Source organism: Methylophaga sp. UBA2513 (assembly GCF_002341285.1).
Classification (GTDB): Bacteria; Pseudomonadota; Gammaproteobacteria; order Nitrosococcales; family Methylophagaceae; genus Methylophaga; species Methylophaga marina.
Window position 1 is genome coordinate 1 of the sequence record NZ_DDNT01000011.1, and the last position, 17,145, is coordinate 17,145.

General features: G+C 45.1%; 19 protein-coding genes. 4 read left to right on the forward strand and 15 right to left on the reverse strand.

Translation table 11 applies throughout. The features are described 5' to 3' along the window. Positions 1–119: 119 nt before the first annotated feature. The 6 genes from B3V56_RS07285 to bioB all read right to left on the reverse strand — a co-directional run bounded on the left by B3V56_RS07285 (position 120) and on the right by bioB (position 5,372). A complete protein-coding gene (locus B3V56_RS07285) occupies positions 120–641 on the reverse strand; it encodes a hypothetical protein (RefSeq protein ID WP_289282932.1) in 522 nt (173 codons plus the stop codon). Positions 642–868: 227 nt separating this feature from the next. Next, the gene (bioD, locus tag B3V56_RS07290; RefSeq protein WP_289284122.1) at positions 869–1,534 is read right to left on the reverse strand and encodes a dethiobiotin synthase; all 666 of its coding nucleotides are present in this window, start codon (positions 1,532–1,534) and stop codon (positions 869–871) included. After that, positions 1,531–2,424 (reverse strand): malonyl-ACP O-methyltransferase BioC, encoded by an 894-nt coding sequence (gene bioC, locus B3V56_RS07295; RefSeq protein ID WP_289284123.1) that lies wholly within the window; start codon positions 2,422–2,424, stop codon positions 1,531–1,533. Before bioC ends, bioD begins: the two co-directional genes overlap by 4 nt. Next, positions 2,417–3,178, reverse strand: coding sequence for a pimeloyl-ACP methyl ester esterase BioH (gene bioH / locus B3V56_RS07300; protein ID WP_289282930.1), 762 nt, complete (start codon positions 3,176–3,178; stop codon positions 2,417–2,419). Before bioH ends, bioC begins: the two co-directional genes overlap by 8 nt. Further along, positions 3,168–4,343: an 8-amino-7-oxononanoate synthase gene (gene bioF / locus B3V56_RS07305; protein WP_289284124.1), complete on the reverse strand. Its 1,176-nt coding sequence runs from the start codon at positions 4,341–4,343 to the stop codon at positions 3,168–3,170. Before bioF ends, bioH begins: the two co-directional genes overlap by 11 nt. A gap of 15 nt (positions 4,344–4,358) precedes the next feature. Next, positions 4,359–5,372, reverse strand: coding sequence for a biotin synthase BioB (bioB, locus tag B3V56_RS07310; protein WP_289243132.1), 1,014 nt, complete (start codon positions 5,370–5,372; stop codon positions 4,359–4,361). A 42-nt stretch (positions 5,373–5,414) separates the two neighbouring features. Here bioB and B3V56_RS07315 point away from each other — a divergent pair, with 42 nt between their 5' ends. Genes B3V56_RS07315 through B3V56_RS07325 form a run of 3 tightly spaced genes read left to right on the forward strand, consistent with a single transcriptional unit; the run spans position 5,415 to position 7,657 of the window. Next, positions 5,415–6,125, forward strand: a complete 711-nt coding sequence (locus B3V56_RS07315; protein WP_289282927.1) for a ComF family protein — start codon at positions 5,415–5,417, stop codon at positions 6,123–6,125. A 38-nt stretch (positions 6,126–6,163) separates the two neighbouring features. Then, entirely contained in the window at positions 6,164–7,228 is a 1,065-nt protein-coding gene (locus B3V56_RS07320) for a GGDEF domain-containing protein (RefSeq protein ID WP_289282926.1), read from the forward strand. Further along, positions 7,229–7,657 (forward strand): potassium channel family protein, encoded by a 429-nt coding sequence (locus B3V56_RS07325; RefSeq protein ID WP_289284125.1) that lies wholly within the window; start codon positions 7,229–7,231, stop codon positions 7,655–7,657. 3 nt (positions 7,658–7,660) lie between these two features. On the opposite strand, the gene B3V56_RS07330 is transcribed toward B3V56_RS07325, so the two are convergent. The 9 genes from B3V56_RS07330 to gmk form a co-directional block, all read right to left on the reverse strand. Next, positions 7,661–8,485, reverse strand: a complete 825-nt coding sequence (locus B3V56_RS07330; protein WP_289282925.1) for a thermonuclease family protein — start codon at positions 8,483–8,485, stop codon at positions 7,661–7,663. Positions 8,486–8,521: 36 nt separating this feature from the next. Continuing rightward, complete coding sequence (locus B3V56_RS07335) at positions 8,522–9,019, reverse strand: hypothetical protein (protein WP_289282924.1); 498 nt, start codon at positions 9,017–9,019, stop codon at positions 8,522–8,524. Then, positions 9,016–9,894: a 4-hydroxybenzoate octaprenyltransferase gene (gene ubiA, locus B3V56_RS07340; RefSeq protein WP_286303864.1), complete on the reverse strand. Its 879-nt coding sequence runs from the start codon at positions 9,892–9,894 to the stop codon at positions 9,016–9,018. The genes B3V56_RS07335 and ubiA overlap by 4 nt, the downstream gene beginning before the upstream one ends. Then, positions 9,891–10,433 (reverse strand): chorismate--pyruvate lyase family protein, encoded by a 543-nt coding sequence (locus tag B3V56_RS07345; protein WP_289282923.1) that lies wholly within the window; start codon positions 10,431–10,433, stop codon positions 9,891–9,893. Before B3V56_RS07345 ends, ubiA begins: the two co-directional genes overlap by 4 nt. Positions 10,434–10,448: 15 nt before the next feature. Further along, the gene (recG, locus tag B3V56_RS07350) at positions 10,449–12,536 is read right to left on the reverse strand and encodes an ATP-dependent DNA helicase RecG (RefSeq protein ID WP_289284126.1); all 2,088 of its coding nucleotides are present in this window, start codon (positions 12,534–12,536) and stop codon (positions 10,449–10,451) included. Between the two features lie 26 nt (positions 12,537–12,562). Continuing rightward, positions 12,563–12,949 carry a RidA family protein gene (locus B3V56_RS07355; protein ID WP_286303861.1) on the reverse strand — a complete coding sequence of 129 codons (387 nt, stop codon included), beginning with the start codon at positions 12,947–12,949 and terminating at the stop codon, positions 12,563–12,565. 24 nt (positions 12,950–12,973) lie between these two features. Beyond that, entirely contained in the window at positions 12,974–15,070 is a 2,097-nt protein-coding gene (locus tag B3V56_RS07360; RefSeq protein WP_339608413.1) for a bifunctional (p)ppGpp synthetase/guanosine-3',5'-bis(diphosphate) 3'-pyrophosphohydrolase, read from the reverse strand. A gap of 66 nt (positions 15,071–15,136) precedes the next feature. Beyond that, positions 15,137–15,397, reverse strand: a complete 261-nt coding sequence (rpoZ, locus tag B3V56_RS07365; protein WP_289282921.1) for a DNA-directed RNA polymerase subunit omega — start codon at positions 15,395–15,397, stop codon at positions 15,137–15,139. Between the two features lie 45 nt (positions 15,398–15,442). Beyond that, entirely contained in the window at positions 15,443–16,060 is a 618-nt protein-coding gene (gene gmk / locus B3V56_RS07370) for a guanylate kinase (RefSeq protein ID WP_289282920.1), read from the reverse strand. Between the two features lie 342 nt (positions 16,061–16,402). On the opposite strand from gmk, the gene B3V56_RS07375 reads away from it, so the two are divergent. Continuing rightward, positions 16,403–17,053, forward strand: a complete 651-nt coding sequence (locus B3V56_RS07375) for a VPLPA-CTERM sorting domain-containing protein (RefSeq protein WP_289282919.1) — start codon at positions 16,403–16,405, stop codon at positions 17,051–17,053. Positions 17,054–17,145: the final 92 nt, after the last annotated feature.

The following is a 17,145-nucleotide window of genomic DNA, read 5'->3' on the forward strand; positions in this document are numbered from 1 at the left end:
AATTATTTGTGGGGATAGCTCAGACTCTGACCCTATTGATTTGCAAGTCTTTATCTTTAATATTGAGCGTGTCCTGATAGCCCACAAAGTCACCTCTTTGATACATTTAACAGTCTTTTTTAGGCATTGGGTGCGTCAAGCTCTGTAGCGAACCATTTTGACGCTGCCACCATGAGTGCAAACGTCGAAATCAGAAAATCCAACCTAACGTCGCCAGATCCGAAGGTAATTCTTTCACCGGGCCGCGCGATTGGTAGTTCTATATATCGTTTAGCAAGCGGTGTAAAAGATTCATCAATTTCTTTTATGCTGTCAACCTGTCGAGCAAGCTGGGCAACTATGTCGTCCGTGAGCGATTTGACTTTATGCGCCAACTTGTTTCGGATTCCATTGACTTCATGCATTGCTCTGACAAAGGGAATAGGCATTCCAAACGCTGCTGCAAATGCCAGTTTCTGCCCAGTGTTAGGCGGCATTTTTACATATGGCTTAAGGTCTGGTGTTATCTGACGGGAGAGATAGAATTCAAGTAGCTGGTCGATCGCAAGGTGCATGCGAAGAACCGTGCCAATTTCATCCTCGGTTTCAGCAGCACGAATTATCCGCTCGGTGTCGAACCAGTCTGCGATCACTTCCGTCATCTCTGCTCCTTTGTCTAACAGTGCCTTTTATAAGGCCACTGGTCTCATAATAAATATTAAACAGGTGGCCTTATAATTCATTTTAAAAAAACATAACATTTTGATTATTAATGAATATTGATTTACTGATTTTGAATTATGAGGCCATATTTTTGAACTAACAGTGAAAAATAGTGCCTGAAATCACTTATTTTGGGAAGGGGATTTTATAAAGTAGTTTAATGATTTTATTCAGGTAGTCGCAGGAAACTGGCTGCCGACTGATGGTTGTTAAGATGAGGGACCACGCCCAAGCAGGGGGCATCAATTCGGCTTGTTAAGGTCTCTATCATTTCAGTTGATTCTGATTGTTCAGCCACATGATTCGCCACCCAGCCAGCCAGTTTGAGACCTTGTTGTTCAATAGCTGCCACGGTCAATAAGGCATGATTAATACAACCGAGTTTAATTGCCACCACCAAGATCACTGGCAATTGAAGTTCAACAGCAAGATCGGCCATGGTCCTTTCTGCGTTTAGTGGTACATACCAGCCTCCCGCCCCCTCCACAATGACTGCCTCTGCCTGTTCAGCGATCAATTCATAGCTTTGTTTAATCTTAGCAAGAGAGAGTGTTACTCCTTCTCGCTCCGCCGCAATATGCGGGGCAATAGCGGGTTCAAAGGCATAAGGATTGATCAGTGAATAAGCTAAATCTGTCTGGCTTTGTTTGATTAATGCGAGTGCATCCTCATTTTTCCACTGCCCATCTAACCATTCACAACCGCTGGCAATCGGCTTCATGCCAACTGTTTTATAGCCTTGTTGTTGCAGTAGAGATACCAAGCCCACACTGATGAAGGTCTTCCCTACTTCAGTATCTGTACCTGTTATAAAAAAATGTGTGCTGGTCATAATCGTTTGATCTCACTGATCGGAATATAAACACTGTCGTCATCCGTTCGGCATTGGCCTGATTGAGCTAATTTCCACGCATGGCCAAAAATGACTTCATAGCTGGCAGGTAAACCCTCAGCTTGGCGAAATGTTTCATAGGCTGAAACCACTTTTTGCATCAGTTGCTTTCCTGTCAGGCCTCGACGGCGACCTTCATTCACATTACGTGCGCCAAGAATTTTTAGATCGCGCATCACGCTCATCGCATCGTTGTAGCTTAATGTGTAAGGTTCCATATCGAGTACACAATCAGCTAAGCCGCTAGCTGTCATGGCATCGCCGACATCATGCATATCGTAAAATAAATTCACATGTGGATAGGTATCGACTTCAGCCCAAGCCTGACGTAGCTCCGTCAGGGTATCTGGCCCCAAGCTGGTAAACATCAATAGTCCTTGTGGTTTTAGCACCCGAAAGATTTCACTGAAACAACGTTTAGGATCACACCACTGTAATGCCAGGTTGGCATAAATAAGGTCGACGCTGTTATCTGCTAACGGGATAGCTTCGGCATCACCCGCCAACACCTGTAAACGTTTCTGTTTCGGTAACCAGCGTTTAATACCTTGATCATGCCGATAACGCTTTTCGGCTTGCTTTAACATTTGCGGTGCAATATCGACAGCCACTAACTGTGCATGAGGATAGCGCTTTTGCAATAACGCTAAGTTACGTCCGGTCCCCGCCCCTAAATCTACTATCGTCTGAGGTTCAATAGTGATATATGACAGGCGTTCTAATAATTCATCGGCTGTTTGTCTTTGTAACACAGCCACATCATCGTAATGCTCGGCGGCGGCAGAAAAGGACTGTGCCACTCTTTTCTTATCGGGACGATATTCACTCATGGATAAATTGTTCTATCACTAATTGGCATTGCTGAGGCTGTGAAATAAAAGGCGCGTGGCCTAATCCCGGCATCACATCAATGCGCAGTTTTGGCTGCAACTTCTGTACATCTTCCACTAATGAAACTGGAATAAGATGATCATTCTCTGCCAAAATCATTTGTGTGGGGCAATTTACAGTGGCAAGCGCATCTCGTAAATCCCACTCAGCCAGACACTTTAAGCCTGCCTGTAATGCCTCTGGTTTTGGTTCATGCTGTTGAGCCAGTTGCTCACTTAATTGTTTAATCACTTGCCGGGGCTGATTCGCACCTTTTGCTTGCAGCATAATAAACCGCTGCAAGGTCTGTTGTTGATCATCAGCTAAGCTGGCTGAAAAGGTTTCAAAAACTTCTTGTGGCATCGCACAAGGCCAATCATCTGTTTGCACAAAGCGTGGATTACTTGCCAGCAAAATCAGTTTTTTTACTTTATCAGGATAATGTTTAGCCATGGCTAATGACACTTGTCCGCCTAATGACCAACCCAGCCAAATGGCCTTTTCTGGTAAAGCTTCTGCTAGCTTGGCTAATAAAGTGCTTAATTCAAAATCACCTTCGTGCCAGTCACTTTGACCATGTCCGGGTAAATCGACCAGATGACAGCAAAAGTGCTCGGAAAATAATTCAAGCAAGGGCGACCAGACACCGCTATGCATACTCCAGCCGTGAACCAATACTAAGTCTGGTCCATGACCTATGCTGTTAATGTGCATACGCCTGCTCCAAAGCAACAAGCAGTCTGTCTACATCCTGTTCTGTATGGGCAGCAGAGAAGGTAATTCTCAATCTGGCGGTATTTTTTGGCACTGTCGGTGGACGAATAACACCGACCAGAATGCCTTGCTCTTCTAATTTCGCCCCGATTTCCAGCGCCTTTTTATCTTCACCGATTATGACGGGTTGTATTGGGGTTTCTGAAGACATCAGCTCCAGACCGAGTTGTTCAGCACCTTGTCTGAATTGCTGAATTAATTGCTGAAGTTTGTCACGTCGCCACTGTTCAGTTTCCACCAGCTCCAGACTGGCTAGTGTTGCCGCGGCAATCGCCGGCGGCTGTGCCGTGGTATACACATAGCTACGTGCTTGCTGAATTAAGGTTTCGATGACCAGCTCATCAGCAGCGACAAAAGCACCGCCAGTACCAATCGCTTTACCTAAGGTCCCCACCACAATCGGCGCCTTATTAGGTGTGATTTGGAAGTGAGAAACCGTGCCGCGACCACCTTCACCAATCACACCAAAACCATGAGCATCATCAATCAGAACGGCTGCATGATGTTGTTCAGATAAGGCCATAATTTCAGGTAAGGAGGCGATATCTCCATCCATACTGAATACACCATCACTCACTATCAGCCGATGTTTTGCTGTAGCGGCATTATGTAAGCGTTTATGTAATAGCCCCATATCAGCGTGTGGGTAACGTAACTGGTCGGCATCAGTCAGACGGCCACCGTCCAGTAGAGAAGCATGATTCCATTTGTCCTGAATCACGGCATCGCCACGAGTAAGCAGTCCATCAATCACGCCAAGATTGGCCATATAACCAGTGGAAAATAGTAATACGCGTTGTTGACCCGTAAAATCCGCCAGTTTTTCTTCTAATGCCTGATGGTAATAACTATGACCGGTCAACAAATGGGCGGCGCCACTACCGACACCTTCCTTATCAACTGCTTCTTTGAACGCTTGTTTAATATCAGGATGGGCAGCAAGACCAAGATAATCATTGCTGCAAAATGACAAAATAGTTTTATCACCAAGATGAATATGCACACCTTGCTCACCGACTCTAAGACGATTTTGTCGATAACGCCCAGCCGCTTTGCGTTCAGCTAAAGCGGCGGTCAGTTCATTATGCCAAGGGAGTTTGGCCACTCGAAACTGGAGACGTTAGGCTGCTGAAGAACAGCTGCGTTCTTCTGTTTTTTCTTCACCAACCCAAGGTGTGATACCTAAACGTTTAAACAATTGCTGATCATGGTTGGTATCAGGGTTGTCAGTGGTTAACAGTTTTTCACCATAGAAAATCGAGTTAGCACCAGCCAGGAAACACATGGCTTGTAACTCATCGGTCATATGCTCACGACCTGCTGATAAACGCACAAATGATTTCGGCATCATGATACGGGCAACAGCAATGGTACGAACAAACTCGATTGGATCCAGGTTGTCCACACCATCTAATGGTGTACCTTCAACTTGTACTAATAAATTGATCGGCACGCTTTGTGGTTGTGTTGGCAGATTTGCCAGGCTGATTAATAAACCAGCACGGTCATTGCGACCTTCGCCCATGCCCACAATACCGCCGCTACATACATTAATACCGGCATCACGAACATGACTTAAGGTATTCAGACGATCTTCATAGGTGCGGGTAGTAATAATTTCACCGTAAAATTCAGGTGATGTATCCAAGTTGTGATTGTAGTAATCCAGACCAGCATCTTTTAAACGCTTGGCTTGATGCTCTTCAAGCATACCCAGTGTGACGCAAGTTTCCAAACCTAAGCTCTTCACGCCTTCAACCATTTCTGCAACGCGTTCCAGATCACGGTCTTTCAGGCTACGCCAGGCTGCGCCCATACAAAAACGATTAGCACCAGCCTCTTTCGCTTCATTGGCTGATTTCATGACTTCATCAAGCGGCATCAAAGGTTCTGCTTTGACGGCTGATTCATGGTGTGCACTTTGCGGGCAATAACCACAGTCCTCGGCACAACCACCGGTTTTAATACTTAATAAGGTACTAATCTGCACCGCATTGGCATCAAAGTTAGCACGATGAACGGTTTGTGCTTTAAACATCAGGTCGTTAAAGGGCATAGCAAATAAGGCTTCAACCTCTTGCTGGCTCCAGTCGTTGCGGATTGTTGCTTGGGTTTCTGCTACATTCTCAGGCATGATGACTCTTTACTGATTTAAAGGATTAAATTAGGTCATGTCATGGCAAATCTGCTCTCACTGACACAACAATTCCGACAATTATACAGGAAAGTATTTCCAATTCCGTGTTTACTCTGTGGACTGCCGACAGAAGAACATGCCCTTTGTCAGGGTTGCATCAATGAATTACCGCTTATTAAACAACATTGTCTTCGTTGCGCCATACCATTGGCATCTGGACATATTTGCGGACAATGTCTGAAAAAGCCGCCGATACAAGACATCAGTCTCAGCCTGTATCGTTACGAGCAAGCCGTTCCCAGAATGATGTCTGCCCTGAAGTATCATCGGCAAGTTCAGATTGCTGATCTCTGTGCACGAGAATTTATAAAACAGCATTCACTGAATTCACTTCCGGAAGTATTGATTCCCATACCTCTTCACCCCAGTCGTCTTCGTCAACGTGGGTATAACCAGTCTTTATTATTTGCGGAAAAACTGGCTGCATTATTGAATATTTCCTGCCAACCAGAGTTACTGAAGCGTATCAAAAAAACCGCCAACCAGACCCAACTCAATGCGAAACAGCGACATAAAAACATGCGACACGCTTTTCAGTATTCGTCAGAGTTCCTGCCTGAACATGTGGCCATTATTGACGATGTCATGACGTCCGGTGCGACAACACATGAAGCAGCACGTGAATTAAAGCGATCAGGTGTAAAAATCATAGAAGTATGGACAATTGCACGTGCAATAAGCCATTATTAATATTCACTAAATCACACTTAGGCTCATAAGGCGTTTGGATGCAAGATATCGCCACCTTACAAGCACGTTTGGACGAACTACTTCGCATCGCTAAAAGCAATGAGCGAAAACAAACCAATTTCCAGGAATATGAACTGGCATTGCTTGCTAGTAACAATCTTCACGAACTACTGGGGATTGTGCTTGAAGAGCATAAAGAGCGTTTTCAGCTGACTGATGTCACATTGCTGTTACACGATCCTGAATATGAATTTCAGCGCTTGGTTGAAGCGCAGCCCGTCAAATCCTCGTGGCTCGATAAACTGATATTTACTGAATCGGCCCATTTGTTAAATCAGTATTTCAGCCCGCTACGTAAAACTCGCCTTATCCGTTATTCACCACATCAACATGCTTTCTTATTTCCAGACCAAGCCGAACTTGGCTCAATTGCCTTACTGCCGTTAATCAGACATAACGTATTAATCGGTAGTCTTAATTTGGGCAGCCGTAATCCGAATCGCTTTGAAAGCAATATTGGCACGCAGTTTCTGGAACACTTGGCAGCAGTGATGTCAGCTTGTCTGGAAAACGCACGTTTACATGAACACATTAAATTAGTCGGTTTACGTGACCCATTAACCGGCATTAACAACCGCCGTTTTTTTGATCAACGTGTCAGTGAAGAAGTCAGTCGGGCCAAGCGTATCAATAGCCCACTATCCTGCCTGTTTATTGATCTGGATTTTTTTAAACGCATCAATGATCACTATGGTCACCAAGCGGGAGACGCTGTTCTCAAGCAAGTATCACAACTGTTAAATGATCGTTTGCGTAATAGCGATGTGCTCGCTCGCTATGGTGGAGAAGAATTTGTTATTTTGCTCGCTGACACTAGCGCGGAAGATGCAGGCTTAATTGCCGAACAAATTCGTCATCGAGTAGAAAAAACAGACTTCACCATTCCTTCCGGCAAAATGATTCATGCCACCCTTTCTATCGGTACCGCAACGCTGGCTCAACATAGCCACATACATGACACCAAATCGCTGGTTGCGGCGGCTGACCAAGCCGTTTATGCCGCTAAGTTATCGGGCCGAAACCAAGTCAAACAGGCACGTTAAATGTTACTCACCACCTTTGCTATTAATACAGTTATTTTTGTCACCACCATTTTGATCCACTACGAAACCCTCTACCAGTTAGCGAAACGTCTTCCTTCACTGCATATTATTCATCGTTACCGGGTTTTACTGGCGGTGATGGTGGTCATGGTGGCGCATATTGTGGAAATTTGGCTGTTTGCTATCGGCTATTACCTGATGTTGCATGCAGATGGCTTTGGCAATTTGATGGGCAATATTGACTCCAGCCTGCTGGACTGTAGTTACTTTTCTTTCACGACCTACACCACACTGGGTTTTGGTGATATCGAACCCACAGGATATATCCGTTTTTTAACCGGACTGGAATCACTGACTGGCTTAGTCATGATTACCTGGTCGGCTTCTTTTGTATTTCTGGAAATGCAAAAATACTGGCCAAAACGTTAAATTTTATGGGGTTATTATCGCTGAAGGGTGTCTGACATTCATATAAAACTGTTTACCCTGCCGATGCACCCAGCCACGCACTTCAACCGTTCGATTCAGGTAATGTTTCCAGTCCTCAAAATAAACGCTGTCTTTCTTTTTAATCGCGAGTTTGAACTGTTTATTTGCCTGCAGGAATATCCTGTTTTTACCTTGCTTGATGTCCTTAAGTTTCAATCTGATACGTTGCCAACCACGATAGCTGACGCCTGTTTTTAAATCAGACACGTGCTTTACCTGATAGTCAGACATTGACCATATCCCTTTTTTGGCTTGTTCGGCCCTGCTTTGAGCTTCAATAAGTTTATCGCTGTATCGCAAATTAGGAGGAATCAGTGTCAGCGACGCTAGCCCCTCTTCAATCAACATGGCATTCAAATATTGTCCATCAGGCAGAAAACAATGGGCTAAAGCACGATCATATTTATCGCGTTGCTGCTGGTCATACTCAATGAAAAAATCGGCATGACTTAGGGTATTGATTAGCCATTGTTTTGCCTGTTCACCACCCGCTTCAGCGTCATGGTAACGGCTCTGGATCTCAGGGGTATTGATACCCAGTAAACGAATAATCTGACCAGACTGTAACTCAATGGTGTCTCCATCAATCACCCGTTTGAGCTTAACTCTATAACGGTATGGGCTGGATTTGAGCGAGAGTAAAGTCGCATTGGCAGATGGCTGGTCAGAATAAAGCGTCTGTCCCTGCTCATTCTGTGATTGGTAAACCGTTGTGGCATGACAGACCACGGATATGATGAGGGTGATAAACACCATGATCCATCGCATCGTTTTTCCTCCATGAATAACGATAGTAAGTAATAATTATGCTTGTTCCAGCATATTGTCTATAAGCGTTTTCTGCTTTGAAATCTCTCCTCTGAGATCAGATATTAATGATTTCAACATTTGGGCAACCGAGTTAAACCGGGTCGCATGCGTTTCGGCATGTGCGGCTTCTACAGAACAATAAATCGCCAGATAATCACCTTTAGCGACGGCCGCAGGTAACTCTTCTAATGTGGTTTTAATCTGAAATAATACTCTTTTCTTTTCTACACCAGACTCGGTGTCTGCAAGTGTCTGCAATAGCTCTTTGCAATGATCGATTTCATGTTTGATTTCCAGCCCTAACTCCTGAATACCTTGAGTTAGTACACGAAAAGCATCACCTTCAGAACCTGCCCTTGCTGCTGCGCTGACCGCATTGGAAGCGAGTAAACGCATTTTCTTTAACATAGGGTTGAGATCATCCATTGCCTCAGCCAAAGCATCGATTTGCTGCTGCAAACTCGAAGAAGAGATTTCTGCTATTGCGTTCATTTGCCCACCGACAAAATACTGTAATGAATGACCAGACTTAGAAAGATAGCTAAGCCAACCCAGTTATTATTTAAAAAAGCCTGTAAACAGCGCTGCGGCTGTCGATCTTTTGCCAAAAATTGTTGATAGGCAAATAAGCCCCCAGCAACACACAGCCCTAAGTAAAAGATAAAACTCATCTCTAACTGCACACCAATCAACACCATGACAAAAATATAAGCCACCTGCATCATGCCTTGGATAATCAGATCATCATCGCCAAATAATACCGCTGTGGATTTCACCCCGGCCAGCAAATCATCCTCTCTGTCTGCCATCGCGTAAAAGGTGTCATACATGGTTGTCCAGATAATATTGGCTAAGAAAAGTAACCAAGCCATCACCGGCACAGAATTAGTCTGTGCGGCAAAAGCCATTGGGATGGCCCAACCGAATGCCATGCCTAAATAAATCTGAGGGAAATAGGTATAACGCTTCATGAAAGGGTATGTCGCGGCAAGGAAAACACCACCCAACGATAACCAAATGGTCAACGTGTTCAGCAACGATACTAATATAAACGCCACCAACGCCATACCAATAAAAACATAGATGGCTTGCCGGGCAGTCAGCTCACCTGTTGCTAAAGGGCGGTTCTGAGTTCGCCAGACACTGCCATCAATTTCCCTGTCGGCAAAATCATTGATCGCACAGCCAGCAGAGCGCATTAAAATGACGCCCAAGATAAAAACCACCAGCACCGTGATATCAGGTAGGCCTTCTGCAGCAATCCACAAAGCGGATAACGTTGGCCATAACAAAAGCAATATGCCAATGGGTCTATCCAGTCGCATCAACTGAATATAAGGCATAACACGTCGTTGAACCTCTCTCACACATGACTCCATTTTTCTGAAGGCAGAAATATTTCACACACCAGTACGGGCTGACCTTTCAAATAAAAACATGATCGTCTTGCCCATAAAACATCAGGACAAATATCCAAAGTTTCTGTAGCCAATTGATACAACCAATGTTGCGGTGTGAGTTGCGCCACCTGAATATCACTCCGGCTTAGGGAGGGTTCATCAAATAATATTTGGCCCAATGGCTTTATACCTAGGTTATCGAACCGAGACGGTAAGACTTGATAGGTGGATTGAGGAATAATTGTTCTGGCATAGATTTCAGGCGTCTCACCATCACACAACAATACCTCACGACCCAACTGAATACGTTGCAAAGGTTGCTGTAAAAACAGACTTTCTTCAGGCAAAGCGGTCTGCCAGTCGTAGTGTAATAATTCGACATTCACCGCGTGCTCACTGACATGTTGCAGTCGCTTGGTAAGTGACCCCGTATCTGTCAACCACTCACGTAAATCATAAGGTAATGATTGTTTTCGGGCTGGCAGCCAGTGTGTCCAATGCTTCATTTAAAATCCAACAAATTAAACATGACCGAAATCAAGTTTGTGAGCAAACCAACGGGTCACCAGCGCTTCTGCTTTTTCTGGTGCTAACTTCAACATCGTATTTGCCGCCTGTTCCATCACCGCTAACAGCTCCTGATCCTCGAGCAAGTTGGCAACCCTGAATTGTGGCAGACCTGTCTGCCGCGTGCCCAACACTTCACCCGGCCCTCGAATTTCCAGATCACGCTGCGCGATCACAAAACCGTCATTACTCTCACGCAAACACTTCAATCTGGCCTGACCATTTTCAGACAGTGGCGCATGGTACATCAAAACACAATGACTCTCGACCTGACCTCGTCCTACTCGACCACGTAGCTGATGAAGCTGAGCGAGCCCAAGCCGTTCAGCATTTTCAATGACCATTAAGCTGGCATTCGGTACGTCTACCCCCACTTCAATAACGGTGGTTGCCACCAGCATATCGAGTTCTGCAGATTTGAATGCCGCCATCACCTGCTCTTTTTGTGCTGATTTCATGCGGCCATGGACCAGACCGATTTTCAAATCTGGTAAGCAATCCTGCAGAGTGGTTGCCGTATCTTCTGCTGCCTGACACTGCAGATGTTCAGACTCTTCTATTAAAGTACAGACCCAATACACCTGACGCTGCTGCTGACAGGCGGCATGAACGCGTTCAATCACATCCTGACGCCGACTATCCGAGACCACAACCGTCGTCACCGGGGTTCTGCCTGGTGGTAACTCATCAATCACAGACACACTTAAATCAGCATATGCTGTCATCGCCAACGTACGTGGAATCGGTGTTGCCGTCATCACTAACTGGTGTGGCATGGTATCCACATCACGACCTTTATCGCGCAAGGCCAGACGCTGATGCACACCAAAACGATGTTGCTCATCAATGATTACCAGTCCCAGATGATTAAATATGACTTCATCCTGAAACAAGGCATGAGTGCCAACGGCTACTTTTATTTCGCCCGATTTGAGCTGCTCCAGAACCTGTCGCCGTTCAGCTGCAGTCTGCTTACCGGCACACCAGCCAACTGTCATTCCCAACGGTGTCAGCCATTGTGTGAAGGTTTTGAAATGTTGCTCTGCCAGCAATTCTGTTGGCGCCATCATCACGGCTTGTGAACCTGCACTCACAGCATCAATGGCCGCCAGTGCCGCCACAACGGTTTTACCCGAACCGACATCCCCCTGAACCAGACGCTGCATCGGAAACGGTTTTGTCATATCCGCTTCTATTTCAGTCAACACACGTTGTTGGGCCGCCGTTAACGGGAATGGCAACTGACGCAATAAAGCTTCGCGTTGAGTGCGGTCTGGCTTGAGTTCAGGCGCACGATGATGCTGTGTCTGCTGACGCAATTTTTTCATCGTCAGCTGTTGTGCCAGTAATTCTTCATAAGCCAGTCTTTTTTGCGCAGGGTGTTGTCTGTCAATCAGTTGCTGAACCGGCGCGTCTGGTGGCGGTTGATGCACAAACTTTAAGGCCTCGGTCAATGAGAACTCAGCCACATCATGACAGCGTGCTTCAGGTATAACCAGTTCTGGCATTAATCCATTTTCCAGAAAGCTCAATGCTTGTTTAATGAGCTTTCGTAGAGAAAGCTGGTGCAGTCCTTCTGTCGTCGGATAAACCGGTGTCAGTTCTGAATCGACTGGCACAATGTTGGTCGAATCAATTAACTGATACTCAGGATGGACCATTTCAAAACTGGAAGGACCGTTACGAACTTCACCAAAGCAGCGAATTTTTCGGCCTTTTTCTAACTGTAATTGCTGGGCTTTGGAAAAATGAAAGAAACGCAGGATCAGAGATCCGGTGCCATCTGAGATATGGCATAGCAGTGAACGACGACGACCGAACTTCACTTGTGAAATCTGGATAGTGCCTTCCACCAACACTTCTTGTTGTAATTTGAGTGCCCCAAGAGGCATCAACCGAGTTCGGTCCTGATATCTGAGAGGAAGGTGGAACAGCAGATCCTGGATCTGCTGTACCCCAATTTTGAGAAGGCGCTCGGCAACTTTGCCGCCTACGCCTTTTAAAGAAGTGACTGGTTGTGATAATCCATTATCCGCCACCACAACCTTAAACTCCTAAAATTTAATAATTACGCATTCAGATGCAAAATTGCATCCATTTCCACAGGCACATCTTTAGGTAAAGAAGCCACACCAATCGCTGCACGAGCAGGATAAGGCTGTTCAAAATATTCTGTCATGATGTCATTTACCGCACCGAAATAACTTAAATCGGTCAGATAAATATTTAACTTCACGACGTCCTGCAAGCTACCACCTGACGCTTTCGCAACCGCAGATAAGTTGTCAAACACACGTCTTACTTGTGTATTGAAATCACCTTCGATAACCGTCATGGTTTCAGGCACCAACGGAATTTGGCCTGAAAGATAGACGATGTCACCTACTTTCACAGCTTGTGAGTATGGGCCAATCGCTTCAGGGGCATCCGCTGTATGAATAATTTCGCGAGACATTCATTTCTCCATCAAAGTCTGGTTTTAATTAATACGAGTAATTCTTTCTACCATGTCGAGGCGACGTAAACGGCGAATAACACGGGCTAAATGCTGTCGGTTAGCTACTTCGATGGTCAGACGTAAATCAGAATAACCACCATCGCGTTCATCGACGACAACATTATCAATATTCGAATCAGATTCAGAAACCACCGCCGCAATAGTAGCAAGGACACCGCGTTGGTTTTTCACATGAATCATGATGTCGACCGGGAAGTCACGCGATACATCCGGCGACCAGGCAACGTCGAGCCATTTCTCATTTTGCACACGGAGATTAGAGGTATTTTTACAGCCACGTTGATGGATGATAATGCCACGACCGCTACTGACATATCCATGAATAGGATCGCCAGGAATAGGATGGCAACAACGAGCAAAGCTGACCACCATGCCTTCTGTGCCCGCGATCATCAGCGCTTGTGCTTCTGTATCCGGAGTCGATTCATGCACCAGTTTCTGTGCGATTAACAAGGCAGAATGGTTACCTAAACCAATATCCTCTAACAAGTCATCAAACTGTTTCAGTTCAAACTCATTGATGAGCTCATTAAAGCGTTCAACCGGGATCTCATCCAGATTGGTGGAAAACGCGGTCAAATGTTTATTTAACAAGCGACGACCAAGCAGCACGGCTTCTTCCGTCTGCAAGTGTCGTAAATAATTTCGAATATTGGTTCGTGCTTTGGCCGTCACAACAAAGTTGAGCCAAGCAGGATTTGGATGTGAAGCCGGTGAGGTAATGATTTCCACAGATTCACCTGTTTCCAGCTGACTGCTCAAAGGCACCAGATGACGACCAACTCGGGCAGCGACACAATTGTTACCAACATCACTGTGAACGGCATAGGCAAAGTCCACCGCTGTCGCACCTCTTGGTAAGGTGAGAATCTCACCCTTAGGCGTAGACACGTAAATTTCATCCGGGAATAGATCAATACGCAGATTTTCCAGAAACTCCATAGAGTCGCCGGATCCTTTCTGCATTTCCAGAATCCCTTGCAGCCACTGGCGCGCCTTACGATGAGCTAGGTTATTACCGACAGATTCACCGGTTTTGTATAACCAGTGAGCAGCCACACCTGCTTCTGCCATATGGTCCATATCACGAGACCGAATCTGCACTTCAATCGGTACACCATATGGACCAAACAACACGGTATGTAAGGACTGGTAACCATTGGCTTTAGGAATCGCAATATAATCTTTGAATTTACCTTGTACCGGTTTGTACAAGTTATGCACCACACCCAGCATCCGGTAACAAGCGTCAACATCATCCACGATAATACGGAAAGCATAGACATCCATCACTTCAGAGAATGACAGTTGTTTACTGACCATTTTTTTGTACAGGCTGTACAGGTTTTTTTCACGCCCCTGAATGTCGGCACTCAAGCCTTCCTGCTCCATCCGATTCAAGATAGATGCCGTGATCTGCGTGACAATTTCTTTGCGGTTACCGCGTGATTTCCGAACAGCATCTTGAAGTACGCGATAACGAATCGGATACAGAACGTGGAACCCTAGATCTTCGAGTTCACAACGCATTAAATTCATACCCAGACGTTGGGCTATCGGTGCATAGATATCCAGCGTTTCGTTGGCGATACGACGGCGTTTTTCAGGGCGCAAATGCCCCAGCGTACGCATATTGTGGAGACGGTCGGCCAGCTTGACGATGATGACACGAATATCACGTGACATTGCCAGTAGCATTTTTCTTAAGTTTTCAGCTTGAGCATGCTTTTGGGTTTCAAAAGCCGCTTTGGCTAATTTGGTGACACCTTCAACCAACTCCCCCACTTCTTCGCCAAACTCGGCGGCCAGGTCAGCTTTTGTTAGTGCGGTGTCTTCAATCACATCATGAAGCAATCCGGCCATGATGCATTCATAATCCATATGCATCATGGCCAGAACATGGGCGACGGCTAGTGGATGGGTGATATAACGTTCACCACTTCGACGAGTCTGACCCTCATGTGCGTGGTCCGCAAAATGATAAGCCCGTCGAATCGAATCAACTTGACCGGATTCGAGATAGTTAGCCGTCGCATAGCACAAGTCATCGATTGTCAGTTTGGGTTCTGACTCTTGGATATAGTCCAGTTCAGAGGCAACGGATGGCTTGGCACTCACGGTAGTTTATTCTTCCGTTTGTAATTCTTCGTCGCTAACGATGCTTTCTGATGAATGTTCACGAGCACTGGTTTTTTCTAAGATTTCACGTCCAACCAAACCTGCAGCAATCTCACGTAACGCTAAAACGGTAGGTTTATCATTATCCAGGCTAACCATAGCGTCATCACCCATGGCAATTTCGCGTGCGCGTTTTGAGGCAACCAGGACTAATTGGAAACGGTTATCAACATTTTCTAAACAATCTTCAACAGTAGTACGAGCCATGGTTTTTCCCAGTTAAAATTTAAAGAATCAATTTTACGAAATATCTTAGCGTTGAGCCAGTAATTCAGTGATTAAGTCTGCTTGACTATTTTTCTGAATAGCTAAGGAATGACGCTGTGCCACGATGATTGATGACAAACTCGTTAATGCCTGCTCAAAATCATCGTTAACGATTATGTAGTCAAATTCAACATAGTGCGAAATTTCATTCTCTGCATCCCGCATACGCCTAGCAATGACATCCTCATTATCCTGACCTCGATTGCGTAAGCGTTGTTCCAGCGTTGCTTTTGATGGCGGCAGAATAAAAATGCCTATTGCCTGCGGGAAATTGTTTCTGACCTGTTGCGCTCCTTGCCAGTCAATTTCCAAGATGACATCAAAGCCGTCAGCTAATAACGACTTAACTGTATCAGATGAGGTGCCGTAGCTATTATCAAACACCGTTGCTGATTCCAGAAATTTCCCGGCATTTCGCATCGCTGAAAACGTTTGCTGATCGACAAAATGGTAATCTTTACCATTGACTTCGCCCTCTCTAGGCGGACGAGTCGTGTGTGAAACGGATAGTTTAATTTCCGCATGTTGTGAGATAAGTGCATTCACTAAACTCGTTTTGCCTGCACCCGACGGTGCAGCCACTATAAAAAGATTACCCATCATATTTCGAACGCTGTAAGGAATAGTTGGGTAATTATGACAAAAAGCCCTCCGTTTCACCATGCAGTATCAATCCTGATGAATGCGAGTTAGATATAATTCTGTGGTTAATTTGGCTAAATCATTTTGTTTAATGGAATAGTTCACTTTCAATTAGAATTCCAGAATAATATTGTGAACAACTTAATTACAGGCAATAGTACTAAAGTACAATACAAATAACTGCATCTAGGCATATAATTACACCTAAGAATGAAAAACAGAGTTGAAATTGCATTGGAGTTACATATCTCTTCGAGATCAATGAGCCCGCGATTAACAACTTCCTCACACTAGGATAGGACAATGAAAACATTAAAGATTTTTGCCAGTGTGGTCTTATCACTGTTCATCTCTAGTTCAGCATCGGCTGCACATTTAAGCGATGAAGTGATATATGCAACCAAGAATAAAAAAGAAAGCACCATCCAGCATTTCGCCGGGGCTTATCAATACGTGAGTACAGATGGAAGCTTCTCAGCTGGTACCGGCCCTGATTATGCTTATCAGCTAGATCCCAAAGCGACAACGAACGCTGTGAAACAAGATCAGCTCAATACCACTTTTGATGCTGCTGCCGCTTCTGGTAAGTATGCTGAACTGGTCGGTTACGATGTACTGGATTTTTACAGCACGGGTTCATACCCTGTGGCAACAGAAAATACAGACTTTTTCACATCTGATGTCTTCTCGACGGGTTATGTGAATACAACGTCACTGGGTCTGACTTTTGAAGGCATTATGATCAAGTCTGGAAATACAACCCTAGTAGCTCTGTTCAGCGAAGCCATTTCTGAACTTTACTTTAAAACGTTTATTCAACAAGGCATTTCTCATATTGCCCTGTTTAATACAGCCCCTATTTCTGCAGTGCCAGTACCTGCGGCGTTATGGCTGTTTGCTCCAGCATTACTTGGTTTGGTTGGTTTGCGTAGAAAACAATCAACGATTAAGTAAATTTGTCGTCAAAGCTCAAAAAAACGCGGCCAAAAGCCGCGTTTTTTTTTGTCTGAATGAAAAGTTATTTCTCACTCAATATTCTGAATCTG

What these genes read in the sequence shown, in the direction of transcription:
- bioD (WP_289284122.1), bottom strand. Translation starts at nt 1,534, where the DNA reads ATGACCAGCACACATTTTTTTATAACAGGTACAGATACTGAAGTAGGG.
- bioH (WP_289282930.1), bottom strand. Translation starts at nt 3,178, where the DNA reads ATGCACATTAACAGCATAGGTCATGGACCAGACTTAGTATTGGTTCAC.
- rpoZ (WP_289282921.1), bottom strand. Translation starts at nt 15,397, where the DNA reads ATGGCTCGTACTACTGTTGAAGATTGTTTAGAAAATGTTGATAACCGT.
- B3V56_RS07345 (WP_289282923.1), bottom strand. Translation starts at nt 10,433, where the DNA reads ATGAAGCATTGGACACACTGGCTGCCAGCCCGAAAACAATCATTACCT.
- B3V56_RS07330 (WP_289282925.1), bottom strand. Translation starts at nt 8,485, where the DNA reads ATGCGATGGATCATGGTGTTTATCACCCTCATCATATCCGTGGTCTGT.
- B3V56_RS07355 (WP_286303861.1), bottom strand. Translation starts at nt 12,949, where the DNA reads ATGTCTCGCGAAATTATTCATACAGCGGATGCCCCTGAAGCGATTGGC.
- B3V56_RS07315 (WP_289282927.1), top strand. Translation starts at nt 5,415, where the DNA reads ATGGCAAATCTGCTCTCACTGACACAACAATTCCGACAATTATACAGG.
- B3V56_RS07335 (WP_289282924.1), bottom strand. Translation starts at nt 9,019, where the DNA reads ATGAACGCAATAGCAGAAATCTCTTCTTCGAGTTTGCAGCAGCAAATC.
- gmk (WP_289282920.1), bottom strand. Translation starts at nt 16,060, where the DNA reads ATGATGGGTAATCTTTTTATAGTGGCTGCACCGTCGGGTGCAGGCAAA.
- B3V56_RS07285 (WP_289282932.1), bottom strand. Translation starts at nt 641, where the DNA reads ATGACGGAAGTGATCGCAGACTGGTTCGACACCGAGCGGATAATTCGT.
- B3V56_RS07325 (WP_289284125.1), top strand. Translation starts at nt 7,229, where the DNA reads ATGTTACTCACCACCTTTGCTATTAATACAGTTATTTTTGTCACCACC.
- bioB (WP_289243132.1), bottom strand. Translation starts at nt 5,372, where the DNA reads ATGCCTGAGAATGTAGCAGAAACCCAAGCAACAATCCGCAACGACTGG.
- B3V56_RS07320 (WP_289282926.1), top strand. Translation starts at nt 6,164, where the DNA reads ATGCAAGATATCGCCACCTTACAAGCACGTTTGGACGAACTACTTCGC.
- B3V56_RS07375 (WP_289282919.1), top strand. Translation starts at nt 16,403, where the DNA reads ATGAAAACATTAAAGATTTTTGCCAGTGTGGTCTTATCACTGTTCATC.
- bioC (WP_289284123.1), bottom strand. Translation starts at nt 2,424, where the DNA reads ATGAGTGAATATCGTCCCGATAAGAAAAGAGTGGCACAGTCCTTTTCT.